We start from the raw sequence: 15,737 nt of genomic DNA, 5'->3' as shown, positions 1-15,737 counted from the left end.
CGTTCTGGAAGCCCGGTCGCTGGTGCATCCCCCGTCGCCAGCGACCGGGCGTTTCCATTTCCCGGGAGCAACGGCCGTCCCAACACCCGTTGCCCTGGGGGGAGTTGCTCTCCACGCGTCGCAGCAGCCGGCCCCGTCGAACTCCGGGGCGGTGAACTCCGCAAGCAGTCGGTAAGGGCCGGGCAGGAGACGCCCCGTATTCCGCGGTGGAGGTTCCGCACACTCCGGTCGACACACTCCGGTCGACGCGGTCACCCGCACGCCTGCGGGCCGCCGCCGTACGGGTGGTACCCGCGCGGTCCGCCGGCGCCGCCGCGGTGCCGTGGTCGACGCGGAGTCCCGGCCCGCTCCCGGGAGCGAGTTCCGGCCCACATCGCCCCCACCGCGCGGGCCGGGGAGACCGTCCGGCCTCGGGTACCATCCGCCGTCCTTCCCCGCCGGGCCGACCGGCGGTGCGCACGCGCGGACCCACCGGGCCCACACGGGGGCCCCGCCCCGGGGCCCGGGCTACCGGAGGGCCGCCCCCGGGCCGCGTGCCCGGGGGACCCGCGGGAGGCGGCGCCGGGCCGCCCCGCTCAGTGGGCGAGCCGGCTGCCCTCGCCCGGCTCCGGCGGGAAGACCTGACCGCCCGGCGGCCGGAGGGTGTCCCCCGCGCCGGGTTCCCCCTCCTCCACGCTGGCCTCGACCAGGGCGTCGATGACGGCCTCCACGTCGGGCAGCCAGGGTGCGGCCGAGCCCGGCAGGGGCGCACGCTCCCAGCGCACGGTTCCCGAACCCGTGAGCGACGGCGGGAGGGCGAGGTAGCCGCCCTCGCCGTGGAAGCGCAGCGAGCCGGGTACGTGGTCCTTGGCGTAGAGCAGTTCCCCGAGACGCTCCAGGCCGTAGGGGGCGACCAGCAGCGACCACCGCTCGGGTGCGGCCACGACCGGCCCCAGGCGCAGGTCGCGGTCGTCCAGCGCGGCCAGTGCGCGGGCCGCGGCGACCGCGGGCAGGCTGACCGCGCAGGGGGCGCGGCCTCCGGTGGCCAGGATGACCGGGGCGGTCGGCCGGTTGCCCCACCACCAGCGGACCATGCGCTCGTCGGTGGTGGCCGCGAGGAGTCCGGGGTCGAAGGGATGTGCGCCGGGTACGGCGCACTCGGGGTCGGGGCAGGAGCAGTCGCGCCCGCCGTCCCCGACGAAGTCGTCGTCCGGGTCCGCCGCGGTGCTCCGTTCCGCACCCGGCAGGACGGGCCAGCCCCAGGCGACGGCGCTGGTGAGCGCCGCGTCGAGCTGGTCGGGCCCCTTCTGCGGGCGGTGCCGAAGCCTGCGTCGCCTTCCGAGGATCTCGCGCATGTGCGCTCGTTCCTTTCCGTTGAACGCCGGGTCCACATCACTACACGTGCATGAGTTCACTGTGCGTACACATGCGCACTGATCGGCGTGCCGCCCCCGGTACCGCGGGGCTCGGGCCACCCGGTCCACCGGCGGCGGGGGTGCCGCCCGGGCCGAACGTCGGCTGAGGTCCATGGAACGCGCGGTGAGGGATGGCTCCCGGCGTGTGCGTCCGGAACGGAACGCTCCCGTCGGGTCGAGGATGGGGCACGGCCCTCGACCGTCGAGGACGCCTGTGCCCGCCGTCAGGTTCCGGGGCGGACCAACTGCCCCTCGCCGTCACCGTCTACGTACACGTACCCAGCCCGCTTGCCATGACGCTTCCCCGGGATGAGAGCCCCGGGATCCCCCTGTCGAACGCCCTCAGTCGACCGCAGACATCGCCCATCAGGTGCATTTTTCAGCCAAGTTAGCAGCCTCACGAACACCATCAAACCCACCGGGGCAATGCTGGACATCACCTTGCGACTGCGTGTAGATGTGGATGCATAGGTAGCGGCGCAGATGGACCTAGGGGTTTGCGATGCTATTCAGCGAAACGCTCCTGCCGGAAAGCCGGCGGCGATGAACGCCCCACACCGACCGAATGTGGCCGGAATCAGCTCCATGGTGCCCTCCCCCTCTCAGACTTCCGCACCCCTCCCCCCGCTCCCCCCCGACCCTCCCCCGGGCGCCCTGATCCAGGACCGTCTGGCCGGCTGGGTCTCCGACCTGACGACGCTCCACGAGCTCACCGAGCGGCTGGCGCGGACGGGCACGGTGGACGGCGCGCTGGAGGAGCTGCTGAACGCGGGAGCGGCCCTGGCCGGCGCCCGCCGCGGGCTGGTCGTCCTGGAGCCGCCCCGGGACCCCGCACTCGACGGCTCGCTCCCTCCCGAGACGAGCCGCACCCTGACCAGGGGCCTCGGGCTCAGCCGCGCCGACCTCGGACACATCGAGACGGTGCCGCGCGAGGCCACCGCGTACGGCGCGATGCTGGACCGGGGCCGCACGGCCCGCCCGGTCCCGGAGCCGGTGGCCCACCCGGACCTGCTCTCCGAGGACCTCCACCCCCGGCAGCGCGAGGTGGCACGGCGCCTCGGCTACGCGGCCAGCTACACGGCCCCCCTGGCCGGCGAGGAGTCGGGCACGCTCGGCGCGGCCGTGTGGCTCTACGACGAGCCCGCCGAGCCCGTCGAGCGGCAGGTTCACCTCATCGGCCTCTACATGAGGTTCGCCACCGGGCACCTGGCCCGCCTGCTCGAACTGGAGCGGGCGCGCGCCACCGTGGCCGCGGTCGCCGACGGGCTGCTGCCCGGCCGGCTGCCCCGGGTGCCGGGGGTGTCCCTCGCCGTCCGGCACCGGGCGGGCGAGCGGGGCGGCGGCGACTGGTACGACGCCCTGCCGCTGCCCGACGGGGCGCTGGGCCTCGCCGTCGGCTCGGTCGGCGGCTCCGGTCCGGGCGCGCTCGCCGCGATGGGCCGCCTCCGCGCCTCGCTGCGGGCCTACGCCGTGATGGAGGGGGAGGACCCGGTCGCCGTCCTGTCCGACCTGGAGCTGCTGCTGCGGCTGACGGAGCCCGCCCGCACGGCGACCGCGCTGTTCGCCTACGCGGAGCCCGCGGCACGCAGGATCGTTCTGGCGAGCGCGGGCCACACCCCGCCGCTGGTCGTCGGCGACCGGCGGGCCGAGTTCGTCGAGACCTCCCTCTCGGCCCCGCTGGGGATGCTGGCCTGCTGGGAGGCTCCCAGCGTGGAGCTGTCCCCGGCCCCCGGAGAAACGGTGCTGCTCTACACGGACGGGCTGCTGCGGCGCACCGGGGAGCCCATGGACCGGGCCTTCGCGCGGCTCCACGCGGCGGCGGCGGGCGCCCCGAGGCCGGTGCGGGAGGACCCGTCGGCCCTCGTCGGCCATGTGATGGACGCGGTCCTCCCGGAAGGGGGCGGAGGGAGCGGCGGAGCACAGGAGGCCGTACTGCTCGCCGCCCGTTTCGACTGATTCCTCACAGTCGCCCGGACCGGGCGAGGCCGTCTTCCCCCCGCACATACGATGGAACCGTCCCCCCGGTGAGCGGAACCCCGCCACCGGGAGGCCCCGAGTCGTATCGCGAGCGGCCCCAAGGCCGAGGAGGCAGACGTGGCGGAGGAGCTCACCCCGGAGACCCCGGAAGAAGAGCAGCCGATCAAGCAGCGCAAGAACGGCCTGTACCCGGGCGTGTCCGACGAGCTGGCCGAGAACATGACCCAGGGCTGGGCCGACACCGAGCTGCGCGACCTGGAGCCCGTCCCCCAGGCCGGCCACGCGGCGGCCCGGCGCGCGGCGCTCTCCGCACGCTTCCCCGGTGAGCGCCTGGTGGTCCCCGCGGGCAATCTGAAGACCCGCTCCAACGACACCGAGTACAGCTTCCGCGCCTCCACCGAGTACGCCTACCTCACCGGCGACCAGACCGAGGACGGCGTGCTCGTCCTGGAGCCCACCGCGGACGGCCACGAGGCGACGGTGCACCTGCTGCCCCGGTCCGAACGGGAGAACGGCGAGTTCTGGCTGTCCGGCCAGGGCGAGCTGTGGGTGGGCCGCCGCCACTCGCTGGCCGAGGCCGAGCAGTTGCTCGGCCTGCCCGCGCGGGACGTCCGCGAGCTGCCGGAGGCCCTGCGGGAGGCGACCGGCCCGGTCCGCGTGGTCCGCGGCCACGACGCCGGGATCGAGGCCGCCCTGACCGACAAGGTGACCGCCGAGCGCGACGAGGAGCTGCGCGTCGTCCTCTCCGAGGCCCGGCTGGTGAAGGACGACTTCGAGATCGGCGAGCTGCAGAGGGCCTGCGACTCGACGACCCGCGGCTTCGAGGACGTCGTCAGGGTGCTCGACAAGGCCCAGGCCACCAGCGAGCGCTACATCGAGGGCACCTTCTTCCTGCGCGCCCGCGTCGAGGGCAACGACGTCGGCTACGGCTCGATCTGCGCCTCCGGCCCGCACGCCACCACGCTGCACTGGGTGCGCAACGACGGCCCGGTCCGCTCCGGCGACCTGCTGCTGCTCGACGCGGGCGTGGAGACCACGACGCTCTACACGGCGGACGTCACCCGCACGCTGCCGGTCAACGGCCGCTACAGCGACCTCCAGCGGAAGATCTACGACGCGGTCTACGAGGCCCAGGAGGCCGGGATCGCCGCCGTGCGGCCCGGCGCCAAGTACCGCGACTTCCACGACGCCGCCCAGCGGGTGCTGGCCGCGAAGCTCGTCGAGTGGGGCCTGGTCGAGGGCCCGGTCGAGCGGGTCCTGGAGCTCGGCCTCCAGCGCCGCTGGACGCTGCACGGCACCGGTCACATGCTCGGCATGGACGTCCACGACTGCGCCGCGGCCCGCACCGAGTCCTATGTGGACAGCACGCTGGAGCCCGGCATGTGCCTGACCGTCGAGCCCGGCCTGTACTTCCAGGCGGACGACCTGACCGTGCCCGAGGAGTACCGGGGCATCGGCGTCCGCATCGAGGACGACATCCTGGTGACCGAGGACGGCAACCGGAACCTCTCGGCGGCGCTGCCCCGCCGCTCCGGCGAGGTCGAGGCGTGGATGGCCGCGCTCCAGGGCTGACCGCCGGAGAGCGCACGAGGCGGCGGGGGCGCGCCACCGGGGACGGTCCCGGTGGCGCGCCCCCGCGGCTCAGACCGCCGCCAGCGGGGCGCCATCCCGCCAGGTGAGGAGCCTGTCGAAGCTGACCACGGACCCCCGCCCCGGGCCGGTGCGCACCTGGACGTGGTCGGCCAGGTGCGCGATGAGGCCGAGGCCCCGGCCGCTCTCCGCGTCGGCCGGCGCCCGGCGCCCGAGGGGGCCGTGGGGGCCGTGGGGGCCGTGGGCGGACGCGCTCCGCGGTGCGAAGCCGGGCCCCGAGTCCGCCACCTCGATGCGGCACCTCTCGCCGTCCAGGTAGGCCGTCACCCGGAACTCCTCCGGGCCGTGCGCACCGGGCGTCCCGCCGCCGTGCTCGACCGCGTTGGCACAGGCCTCGGTGAGCGCGACGGACAGGTCGTGGCAGACCTCGGGGTCGACGCCTGCGGTCTCCATGGTGCCCAGGAACAGCCGGCGGGCCAGCGGGACGCTGGCGGCATCGCGCCGCAGGCACAGCGACCACCAGATGCTCATGCTCCAGCCTCCCGATCGCGGCTCGACATACCGATACGTATTGCCCGAACCCCCCGCCGGTACGCCCGCGAAGACGGCGGCGGCGCCCGTTCGGCGGGCGGGCGGCAGGGGTGCGGACCGGTCCGGGCGCCCACCCTGCCCGAGTTCCCCGGGGCCGTGCCCGGGGCCGGCGGGACGGACCGGGCAACGGCCCGGACTCGGCAAACCGGATCTTTGGGACCTGCCGTACGGGGCCCGCGGGGCCAGTGGGATGATGACCCGGCCATGTCCTCCACGTCCGTCGTGCACCGCGCACGCACCGGGGTCGGTCTCCGGCTGCTGAGGGCCGCGGTCTTCGCCGCGGTCTGCGTCGTGCTGTCCGGGACGGGACATGCGCTGGCCGCCTGCGAGGGCGTGCCGGCCTGGGCCCTGGCCGGGGGCTTCGCGGGCGTCTTCGCGCTGGTCCTGCCCTTCGCGGGGCGGCAGCGCTCGCTGCCCGCCATCGCCCTGGTGCTCACCGGCGGGCAGCTGAGCCTGCACGGCCTGTTCGGGGCCGCCCAGACCCGGTTGCACCTCGCCCCGACGGCGGACGACGCCCTGGTCAGGGTCGCCGCCAAGCTGGTGTGCGGGGGCACTCCCGCCTCCCTCACCCCGGCCGACGCGCGGCGCATCGTGACCACGGCCGGCTTCGACCCGGCGGACGCCGTGCACGGCGCCCACGCCGCCGGAACGGCCGCCGCGGACGGGCAGCTGCCCTCGCTCGCCATGCTGCTCGCCCATCTGCTGGCCGCCGTGGCCACGGGGCTGCTCATGCGGCGCGGCGACCGGGCGCTGGTCCGTCTGATGCTGCTCTCCGCCGACTCGGCGCAGGAACTGGCCGAGACGGCCCGGCTGCGCTCGCTGCGGGCCGCGCTGACGCTCGTCGCGGCCCTGTGCGCGGGTGCCACCGGCGCGGCTCCGGCCCCCTCTCTGGCGCCCCCCGCGCAGGGCCCTCCGCCCGCGGCCCGCGGCGCGGTACTCCAGCACACGGTGATCAGGCGCGGGCCCCCGCCCGCCTTCGCACTCGTCGCCTGAACGCGGCTCGCTCGACGGGAGCGGAGCCGCCGTGCCCCCGCGCGTCCGCGCACGGCACATCCCGCCTTCTTCCCACCGTGGAGTGCTTTCCCATGAACGTTTCCCGTGTCGCCGCCACCGCCACCGCGGCCGCCGTCTCCGTCCTCGCCCTCTCCGGCACGGCCTTCGCGCACGTCACCGTCCAGCCGCAGGGCGAGGCCGCCAAGGGCGGCTACGCCACCGTCAACTTCAAGGTCCCCAACGAGCGGGACAACGCCTCGACCGTCAAGCTCGAGGTCTCCATGCCCGCCGAGCACCCGCTGTCCTCGGTGACGCCGCAGGCCGTGCCCGGCTGGAAGGTCGAGATCACCAAGGAGACCCTCGACAAGCCGCTGGAGGTGCACGGCAAGCAGATCACCGAGGCCGTCACCAAGGTCACCTGGACCTCCGACGGCTCGAAGATCGAGCCCGGCTACTTCCAGCAGTTCCCGGTGTCCCTGGGCCGCCTCCCCGAGGACGCCGACCAGCTGGTCTTCAAGGCCGTCCAGACCTACGACAACAAGGAGGTCGTCCGCTGGATCGAGGCCCCGGTCGAGGGCGGCGAGGAGCCCGAGGCCCCCGCCCCGGTCCTGGCCCTGTCCGCCGCCACCGGCGACCACCACGGCGGCGGGTCCGCGGACACCGCCGCGCAGGACGAGAAGGACGGGGAGGACGGCTCGCACGGCGCCGAGGCGGAGCAGGCCGCCGCCTCCGCCGACGGCAGCGACCCGACCGCCCGGATCCTCGGCGGCGTCGGCATCGCCGTCGGCGCCGCGGGCGTGGCCTTCGGCGTCCTCGCCGGCCGCCGCCGCGCCTGAAGCCCCCCTCACCCACGACGGGACACTCGCACCATGCGCAAGAAGCACCTGCCGGCGGCCGCGTTCCTCGCGGCCGCCGCGCTGGCCCTGACCGCCTGCTCGACGGGCGGTACCGACGCCTCCGGTACGGGCTCCGCCTTCGAGGTCTCGGCGCAGCCGAAGACCAAGGCGGCGACCGTGCTGGACGCTCCGTACACCAAGCCCGACCTCGTCCTCACCGACACCCGCGGCGAGAGCTTCGACCTGCGGGAGCGGACCAAGGGCAGGCCGACCCTGATCTACTTCGGCTACACCCACTGCCCCGACGTCTGCCCGCTGACGATGAGCAACCTCGCCATCGCCGTGAAGCAGCTCCCCGAGGCCGACCGCGACCGGCTCCAGGTCGTCTTCGTGACCACCGACCCCGAGCGGGACACCGCCGAGGAGCTCGCCTCGTGGCTGCCGAGCGCGGGCGACCCGTCCTTCATCGGCCTCACCGGCGACTTCGAGACCATCCAGGCCGGGGCGCGGGAGCTGCACATCGGCATCGACCCGCCGAAGAAGAACCCCGACGGCACCGTCGAGTCGATGCACGGCGCCCAGGTCATCGCCTTCTCCCCGAAGACCGACCAGGGCTACGTCTTCTACGGCGAGGACACCGACGCGGACACCTGGGCGAAGGACCTGCCCAAGCTGGTGAAGGGGGAGAAGCCGTGAGGCGCATACCTCGCCGCACCGCCGCCGCACTGGCCGCCGCGGTCGCGGCCCCGCTCCTCCTCGCGGGCTGCGGCTCCTCCGCGGCCCCCGAACTCACGGTGAGCGGCGCCTTCATGCCGCAGCCCGTCTCGGACATGGCCGCCGGCTTCCTCACCGTCGAGAACACCGGCGGTGCCGGGGACCGGCTCACCTCGGTCACCAGCGGCATCTCGGACGAGGTGTCCATCCACCGCACCGAGGACGGGCGGATGACGGAGGTGGACTCCTTCGACATCCCGGCCGAGGGCTCCCTGGACCTCGAACGCGGCGGCAACCACATCATGTTCACGGCACTGAAGGAGCGGCCCGAGGAGGGCGACACGGTCTCCGTGGAGCTGCACTTCGAGACGTCGGACCCGATCACCGTGGACGTCCCCGTCAAGGCGGCGACCCACAACCCGGAGCACTGAGACGTGAGTGAGGGACTGATCGCATGACGACCACCACCACCGCCCCGCGTCCCGTGCGGCGGGCCGTACGCCTGCTGCTCGCGGCGGCCGTGCTGCTGTCCGCGGCCCTCGGGGGCCTGCTCGCGGGCGCCGCCCCGGCGGCCGCGCACGCGGTCCTGCTGGCGAGCGACCCGGCGGACGGGGCGGTGGTGGCCACCGCGCCCGCGGAGGTCACGCTCACCTTCTCCGAGAAGATCGCCGTGGGCGACGACTCCATCCGCGTCCTCGAACCGAGCGGCAAGCGCGCCGACACCGACGAGATCCGCGAACTCGGCACCGACGGCGGCGTGGTGTACGGGGTGACGCTGCACCCCGGTCTGCCGGACGGCACCTACACGGTGGCCTGGCAGGGCGTGTCGGCGGACAGCCACCCCGTCGCCGGGGCCTTCACCTTCTCCATCGGCGCGCCCTCGCAGACCACCGTCGCCCTTCCCGACCAGGAGGCCGGCGGCGGGCTCGTCGGGACGCTGTACGACCTCGCCCGGTACGCGGCCTACGCGGGCTTCACGGTGCTCGCCGGCGGCGGCGCGTTCGTGCTGCTGTGCTGGCCGCGCGGGGCGGCGGAGCGGCCCGTCCGGCGGCTCGTCGTCCGCGGGTGGATCACCGCGACCGCGGCCACCCTCGTGATGCTGCTGCTGCGCGCCCCCTACACGGGCGGCGGCGGCCTCGCGGACGTCCTCGACCTCGCCGCCCTCGGCGACGTGCTGGACACCAAGACCGGTGCGGCGCTCGTCTCCCGGCTGCTGCTGCTCGGGGCTGCGGCGCTGTTCGTCGCCGTGCTCTTCGGCGCGTACGCCCGGATGCCGGCGGCCGGCGCCGACGCCGCGGAGGGCCCGGCGCAGGACGGGCCGGGCACCGGCACCCGCCGGGACCTGACCTTCGGCCTCGCCATGGGCGGCGGTGTCCTCGCCGCCGGGATCGCGGCCACGTGGGCGCTGTCCGAGCACGCCTCGACGGGAATCCAGCCGGGCGTGGCCATGCCGGTGGACGTCCTGCACCTGCTGGCCGTCGCGGCGTGGCTGGGCGGCCTGGCCACGCTGCTCACCGCGCTGTACCGCACCCCCTCGATCGAGCGGGAGGCGGTGCGGCGCTTCTCCACGGTGGCCTTCGCCTCGGTGGCGGTGCTCGCCGCCACCGGGCTCTACCAGTCGTGGCGGCAGGTCGGCTCCTGGTCCGCCCTCACCGGGACGCGCTACGGACAGCTGCTGCTCGTGAAGCTGGCCCTGGTGGCTCTCCTGGTGGCCGTCGCCTGGTTCTCCCGGCGCTGGACGCGGCAGCTCACCGACCCCGAGCCGGGCACGGGCACGGGCACGGAGGGCACCGGTACAGGCGCCCCGGGCAAGGGCACCGGCACGGGCGGAAGCGCCGGTGTCGCGGCCGCCGGGGACGGCGCCGACCCGGCCCGGGCCCGGCGCGCGGCGCAGCTGGAGCGCCAGCGGGCCGTCGTCGCGGACGCCGCCCGCAAGCGCGCCCGCGACGCGGACGCGGAGCGCAGCGGTCTGCGCCGCTCCGTGCTCGTCGAGGCCGGGGTCGCGGCGGTCCTGCTGGCCGTGACCACGGCGCTCACCTCCACCGAGCCGGGCCGGGCCCAGGAGGCCGCCGCGGCCTCCGGTGTCCAGGCCGCCCCCGCCGCACCGGCCGGGCCGACCGAGGTCGAGCTCCCCTTCGACACCGGCGGCGAGGGGGGCGAGGGAACGGTCCGCCTCACCCTGGGCCCCGCCCGGGCGGGCTCCAACGAGATGCACGTCTGGGCCGTGACCCCCGGCGGGAAGCCGCTGGACGCCCCCGAGCTGAAGGTGTCCTTCACGCTGAAGGCCAAGGAGATCGGCCCGCTGCCGATCACGCCGGACCGGGTCTCGGCCGGGCACTGGAGCGCGGGCAGCGTGCAGATCCCCATGCCGGGCGACTGGCAGATCAAGGTCACCGTGCGGACCTCCGACATCGACCAGACCACCGTCGACGAGACCATCGAGATCGGTTGAACCACCCGTGAGCGACACAGACATCTCCAGGCGGCGGCTGCTCGGCACCGCGGGCGCCGCCGGTGCGGCCGGACTCGTCCTCGGCGCCGGGGGCGGCGCCCTGGGCCGTTCCGCGACCGCCGACTCCCCGACGGCGCTGAGCACCGTGGGCTCCACCTCGGTGGCCTTCCACGGCGAGCACCAGGCGGGCATCACCGACCGGCAGCAGTCCCACGGCCATCTCGCCGCCTTCGATCTCGCCCCCGGGGCGGGGCGCAGGGAGGCGGCGGCACTGATGCGGCGGTGGTCGGCGCTGGCCGCCGAGCTGATGGCCGGCCGGCCCGCCGGGGACGGCGACACGGGTGTCGCGCTGGACGCCGGCCCGTGCTCGCTCACCGTCACCTTCGGGTTCGGCCGCAGCTTCTTCGACCGCACCGGGCTCACGGCTGCCCGCCCCGAGCAGCTCGACCCGCTGCCGGTGTTCTCCGCGGACCGCATCGACCCCAAGCGGTCGGAGGGCGACCTGTGGGTCCAGATCGGCGCGGACGACGCCCTGGTCGCCTTCCACGCCCTGCACGCGATCCGCAGGGCGGCCGGGCGGGCGGCGGTGCCGCGCTGGGAGATGGGCGGGTTCAACCGCTCCCCGGGGGCCACCGGGAAGCCGATGACGGCGCGCAACCTGATGGGCCAGATCGACGGCACGGGCAACCCGAAGCCCTCCGAACCCGACTTCCGGCAGCGGGTCTTCGTCCCGCGGGACACCGAGCACGCCTGGATGGCGGGCGGTTCGTACGCCGTGGTCCGCAGGATCCGGATGCTCCTCGACGACTGGGAGCGGCTCGCCCTGAACGCGCAGGAGAAGGTCATCGGGCGGCGCAAGTCGGACGGCGCTCCGCTGACCGGCGGCACCGAGGCGACCGAGCCCGACCTGGAGGCGGTGGGCCCGGACGGCTCCCTCGTCATCCCCGCCAACGCCCACGCCCGGATCTCCGCGCCGGAGCAGAACGGCGGTGCGGCGATGCTGCGGCGGCCCTTCTCGTACCACGACGGGCCCGGGGAGGACGGTGCCCCGGACGCGGGGCTGCTGTTCGTGTGCTGGCAGGCCGATCCGCTCCGGGGTTTCGTCCCGGTGCAGCGCAAGCTGGACCGGGGCGACGCGCTCTCGGCGTTCATCCGGCACGAGGCCAGCGGGCTGTTCGCCGTGCCGCCCGGCCCGGCGGAGGGCGAGTACGTGGGGCAGCGGCTGCTGGAGGGCTGAGGACGGCCCGCGGACGGGCGCCGGGGGGCCGGCCGGGGGCCGCAGGCTGTCCGCCCCGCCGTACCGGGTGTGCGGAGGGGGGCCGCGGGGACGCGGCGGGGTGCCGCGGCCGTCGCCGTACGCCCGCCGGGGACCTCGGGACAGGCCTTAGGGTGACGGTATGTCCGCCACGCGCTTCACGTACCTGGGCCCCGAGGGGACCTTCACCGAGGCTGCCCTGCGCACGCTTCCCGAGGCCGCCACGCGCGAACTCGTCCCCATGCTGTCCGTGCCGGCGGCCCTGGACGCCGTCCGTGCGGGCGAGGCCGCGGCCGCGCTGGTGCCCATCGAGAACTCGGTGGAGGGCGGGGTGACGGCCACCCTGGACGAGCTGGCCGCCGGCGAACCCCTGATGATCTACCGCGAGGTGCTGCTGCCGATCGCGTTCGCGCTGCTGGTGCGTCCGGGCACCGAGCTGTCGCAGATCAAGACCGTCACGGGCCACCCGGTCGCCCAGCCCCAGGTGCGCAACTGGCTGCGCGGCCATCTGCCGGACGCGCTGTGGGAGTCGGCGGCGTCCAACGCGGACGGCGCCCGGCTGGTGCAGGAGGGCCGCTACGACGCGGCGTTCGCGGGCGAGTTCGCGGCGGCCACCTACGGCCTGGAGCCGCTGGTCACCCAGATCCACGACGCGGACAACGCGGAGACCCGCTTCGTGCTCGTGGGGCGCCCGGCCCGGCCGTCGGCGCCCACCGGGGCGGACAAGACCTCCGTGGTGATCTGGCTGGGCGACGACCATCCCGGCGCGCTGCTGGAGCTGCTGCAGGAGTTCGCCGTGCGCGGGGTCAACCTGATGCTGATCCAGTCCCGGCCCACGGGCGCGGGCATCGGCAACTACTGCTTCGCCGTGGACGCGGAGGGGCACATCGCGGACCGGCGGGTGGGCGAGGCGCTGATGGGGCTGAAGCGGATCTGCCCGAAGGTGCGCTTCCTCGGGTCGTACCCGCGGGCGGGGGTGGCCCGGCAGGATGTGCGGCCGCTGCGCGCCGGGACCTCGGACGCGGAGTTCACGGCCGCGTCGGACTGGCTGGCACGCTGCCAGGACGGCCGCGCGGAGGACTGAGCCGCGCGGGCCGCGGCGGGCGGCGGTTTCCGGCTCGCGGCATCCCGCGGCGGGCGGCGCCCCGGTCCTACGGGCTGACTTTTCTTGTCCACAGAACTTATCCACAGGCTCGCTTCTCGACCTGGGGACAAGTCGACAGTGAACCGTCGGAGGGTCGACAAATCGGCTCGGTGGACCGCCTTCGGCGCCTGGGGCGCCCCGGGGGTGCGGGGCGCCCCCGTCGGCCCAATTCCACCGATCACCCCCGCAAGGGGAGAATCTCCCACCCGAATGAGTGGGCGAATGGGGTTTGAACCGCGAATCCGATGGCAATCCCGACAGCTTCGGAATGATCAATTCCAGAATCCACAGGGTCTTCACACAGCCTGTGGATAACCTGTGCCGCCCTTGCCATTCCTGTGGACAGCGCGCCCGCCATCCGGGCGGAGGGCGCCGGGGGCGGCCCGACCGCCCCCGGCGCCGCCTTCCCGGGGCGCGGCAGCGTGCCATTCGCCGGCCGGTTTTCCCCGCGGCTTTTTATCAAGGGGATCAATAAGGACATAACGACACGCACGGCAATATCCGGTGCGGGGGCCCGAGTCGGCACCGGTAGCCTGGTGGGGTGATTGACCTTCGCCTGCTCCGTGAGGACCCCGACCGAGTCCGCGCGTCCCAGCGCGCCCGTGGAGAGGACGTCGACCTCGTCGACGCCCTGCTCCTCGCCGACGAGCGGCGGCGGTCCTCCGGCGTCCGCTTCGACGAGCTGCGTGCCGAGCAGAAGTCGCTCGGCAAGCTGATCCCCAAGGCCTCCCCCGAGGAGCGCGCCGAGCTGCTCGGCAAGGCGGAGCAGCTCAAGAGCGACGTGAAGGCCGCCGAGGCAGCGCAGAACGAGGCGGACGACGAGACCCGCCGCCTCCTGCTCCGGCTGGGCAACCTGGTCCACGAGGACGTCCCGGTCGGCGGCGAGGAGGACTTCGTCGTCCTGGAGACGCACGGCACCGTCCGCGACTTCGGAGCGGAGGGCTTCGAGCCCAGGGACCACCTGGAGCTCGGCGAGGCCCTCGGCGCCATCGACGTCGAACGCGGCGCGAAGGTCTCCGGCTCGCGCTTCTACTACCTGACCGGCGTGGGCGCCCTGCTGGAGCTCGCCCTCGTCAACGCGTCGATCGCCCAGGCCACCGAGGCCGGCTTCACCCCGATGCTGACCCCGGCGCTGGTCCGCCCGCGCGCCATGGAGGGCACCGGCTTCCTCGGCCAGGCCGCGGAGAACGTGTACCACCTGGAGAAGGACGACTACTACCTCGTCGGCACCTCCGAGGTCCCGCTCGCCGCCTACCACATGGACGAGATCCTCGACGCGGACGCGCTCCCGCTGCGCTACGCGGGCTTCTCGCCCTGCTACCGCCGCGAGGCCGGCACCTACGGCAAGGACACCCGGGGCATCTTCCGCGTCCACCAGTTCGACAAGGTGGAGATGTTCTCCTACGTCGCCCCCGAGGAGGCCGAGGCCGAGCACAAGCGGCTGCTGGAGTGGGAGAAGCAGTGGCTCACCTCCCTGGAGCTGCCCTTCCAGGTGATCGACGTCGCCACCGGCGACCTCGGGGCGTCCGCCTCCCGCAAGTACGACTGCGAGGCGTGGATCCCCACCCAGGGCAGGTACCGCGAGCTGACCTCCGCCTCGAACTGCGACAGCTTCCAGGCCCGCCGCCTCTCCGTCCGCATGCGCGAGGGCCGGAAGGTCCAGCCGCTGGCCACGCTCAACGGCACCCTGTGCGCCGTCCCGCGCACCATCGTGGCGATCCTGGAGAACCACCAGCAGGCCGACGGGTCCGTGCGGGTGCCGGAGGTGCTGCGCCCCTACCTCGGCGGCCGCGAGGTGCTGGAGCCGATCTCCCGGTGAGCAGCGGCAGCTTCCCCTACCGGCTCGTCGCCACCGACCTCGACGGCACCCTGCTGCGGGGCGACGACACCGTCTCGCAGCGCACCCGCGAGGCGCTCGCCGCGGCCACCGCGGCGGGCGCGGCACACATCGTCGTCACCGGCCGCGCGGTGCCCTGGACACGCCACATCCTGGACGACCTCGGCTACCGGGGCCTCGCGGTCTGCGGCCAGGGCGCGCAGGTGTACCACGCGGGCGAGCACCGCCTGCTGACCTCCGTGACGCTCGACCGCCAGCTGGCAGGGCTCGCCCTGGCCAAGATCGAGGCCGAGGTCGGCCCCCTGCTGCTGGCCGCCGGCCGCGACGGGCTGGACGGGGACGTCCTGATCGGCGAGGGCTACCGGGCCCAGGAGGGGCCGCTGCCCTACGTGCCGCTGCGGGAGCCCTCCGAGCTGTGGGCGGCCCCGCTCAACAAGCTCTACATCCAGCACCCCACGCTCGGGGACGACGAACTCACGGAGGCCGCCCGGGCGACGGTGGGGAGCCTGGTGGACATCGTCATGGCCGGCCCCGGCACGGTGGAGATCCTGCCGCTCGGGCTGAGCAAGGCCACGGGGCTCTCGCTCGCCGCCCGCCGCCTCGGCCTCCGCGCGGCGGACACCATCGCCTTCGGCGACATGCCCAACGACATCCCGATGTTCGGCTGGGCCGCGCACGGGGTCGCGATGGCCAACGCGCACGACACCCTCAAGGCCGTGGCGCACCGGGTCACCGCGTCGAACGACGACGACGGCATCGCGGTGGTGCTGGAGGAGCTGCTCACCGGCTGAGCGGCAGGGCTCCGGGAGGGGGCGGCCCGCGCGGATGCGCGCTCGAAGCGGCCGCCCCCGGGCGGAGCGCCGAGCGGCACGCGGCCGGTGGCTCCTGCCCCGCCGCGGCCCGCCCGGCCCGCCCCGACGGGAGCGCGGTGGGCGGGGACTCGAACTCCGTGCC

At 74.7% G+C, this 15,737-nt stretch carries 13 protein-coding genes; 11 read left to right on the top strand and 2 right to left on the bottom strand.

The window, feature by feature from the left end; all coding sequences use genetic code 11:
- Positions 1 to 575 precede the first annotated feature (575 nt).
- Positions 576 to 1,334, bottom strand: a complete 759-nt coding sequence (locus NPS70_RS22475; RefSeq protein WP_256526181.1) for a bifunctional DNA primase/polymerase — start codon at positions 1,332 to 1,334, stop codon at positions 576 to 578.
- Positions 1,335 to 1,877: 543 nt separating this feature from the next.
- Here NPS70_RS22475 and NPS70_RS22470 point away from each other — a divergent pair.
- Both NPS70_RS22470 and NPS70_RS22465 read left to right on the top strand, forming a co-directional pair.
- A complete protein-coding gene (locus NPS70_RS22470) occupies positions 1,878 to 3,350 on the top strand; it encodes a PP2C family protein-serine/threonine phosphatase (protein WP_256526180.1) in 1,473 nt (490 codons plus the stop codon).
- Positions 3,351 to 3,488: 138 nt separating this feature from the next.
- Positions 3,489 to 4,943, top strand: a complete 1,455-nt coding sequence (locus NPS70_RS22465) for an aminopeptidase P family protein (RefSeq protein WP_256526179.1) — start codon at positions 3,489 to 3,491, stop codon at positions 4,941 to 4,943.
- 69 nt (positions 4,944 to 5,012) lie between these two features.
- On the opposite strand, the gene NPS70_RS22460 is transcribed toward NPS70_RS22465, so the two are convergent.
- Positions 5,013 to 5,492, bottom strand: a complete 480-nt coding sequence (locus NPS70_RS22460) for an ATP-binding protein (protein ID WP_256526178.1) — start codon at positions 5,490 to 5,492, stop codon at positions 5,013 to 5,015.
- A 264-nt stretch (positions 5,493 to 5,756) separates the two neighbouring features.
- Here NPS70_RS22460 and NPS70_RS22455 point away from each other — a divergent pair, with 264 nt between their 5' ends.
- From NPS70_RS22455 to NPS70_RS22415, 9 genes are all read left to right on the top strand, one after another.
- Complete coding sequence (locus NPS70_RS22455) at positions 5,757 to 6,545, top strand: hypothetical protein (RefSeq protein ID WP_256526177.1); 789 nt, start codon at positions 5,757 to 5,759, stop codon at positions 6,543 to 6,545.
- 92 nt (positions 6,546 to 6,637) lie between these two features.
- The gene (locus tag NPS70_RS22450; RefSeq protein WP_256526176.1) at positions 6,638 to 7,381 is read left to right on the top strand and encodes a YcnI family protein; all 744 of its coding nucleotides are present in this window, start codon (positions 6,638 to 6,640) and stop codon (positions 7,379 to 7,381) included.
- Positions 7,382 to 7,414: 33 nt separating this feature from the next.
- Positions 7,415 to 8,077 carry an SCO family protein gene (locus NPS70_RS22445; protein WP_256526175.1) on the top strand — a complete coding sequence of 221 codons (663 nt, stop codon included), beginning with the start codon at positions 7,415 to 7,417 and terminating at the stop codon, positions 8,075 to 8,077.
- 5 nt (positions 8,078 to 8,082) lie between these two features.
- The gene (locus NPS70_RS22440) at positions 8,083 to 8,526 is read left to right on the top strand and encodes a copper chaperone PCu(A)C (protein WP_256526284.1); all 444 of its coding nucleotides are present in this window, start codon (positions 8,083 to 8,085) and stop codon (positions 8,524 to 8,526) included.
- Between the two features lie 23 nt (positions 8,527 to 8,549).
- Complete coding sequence (locus NPS70_RS22435; RefSeq protein ID WP_256526174.1) at positions 8,550 to 10,547, top strand: copper resistance protein CopC; 1,998 nt, start codon at positions 8,550 to 8,552, stop codon at positions 10,545 to 10,547.
- 7 nt (positions 10,548 to 10,554) lie between these two features.
- Positions 10,555 to 11,784: an iron uptake transporter deferrochelatase/peroxidase subunit gene (gene efeB / locus NPS70_RS22430; protein WP_256526173.1), complete on the top strand. Its 1,230-nt coding sequence runs from the start codon at positions 10,555 to 10,557 to the stop codon at positions 11,782 to 11,784.
- Positions 11,785 to 11,944: 160 nt separating this feature from the next.
- A complete protein-coding gene (pheA, locus tag NPS70_RS22425; RefSeq protein WP_256526172.1) occupies positions 11,945 to 12,886 on the top strand; it encodes a prephenate dehydratase in 942 nt (313 codons plus the stop codon).
- 601 nt (positions 12,887 to 13,487) lie between these two features.
- Entirely contained in the window at positions 13,488 to 14,765 is a 1,278-nt protein-coding gene (serS, locus tag NPS70_RS22420; protein ID WP_256526171.1) for a serine--tRNA ligase, read from the top strand.
- Entirely contained in the window at positions 14,762 to 15,574 is an 813-nt protein-coding gene (locus tag NPS70_RS22415; RefSeq protein WP_256526170.1) for an HAD family hydrolase, read from the top strand. Before serS ends, NPS70_RS22415 begins: the two co-directional genes overlap by 4 nt.
- The last annotated feature ends 163 nt before the right edge of the window (positions 15,575 to 15,737 follow it).

Source organism: Streptomyces sp. C10-9-1, assembly GCF_024497955.1.
GTDB lineage: Bacteria > Actinomycetota > Actinomycetes > Streptomycetales > Streptomycetaceae > Streptomyces > Streptomyces sanyensis.
The sequence above is the reverse complement of the archived record's forward strand: the minus strand, read 5'-3'. Positions and strand labels throughout refer to the sequence as shown.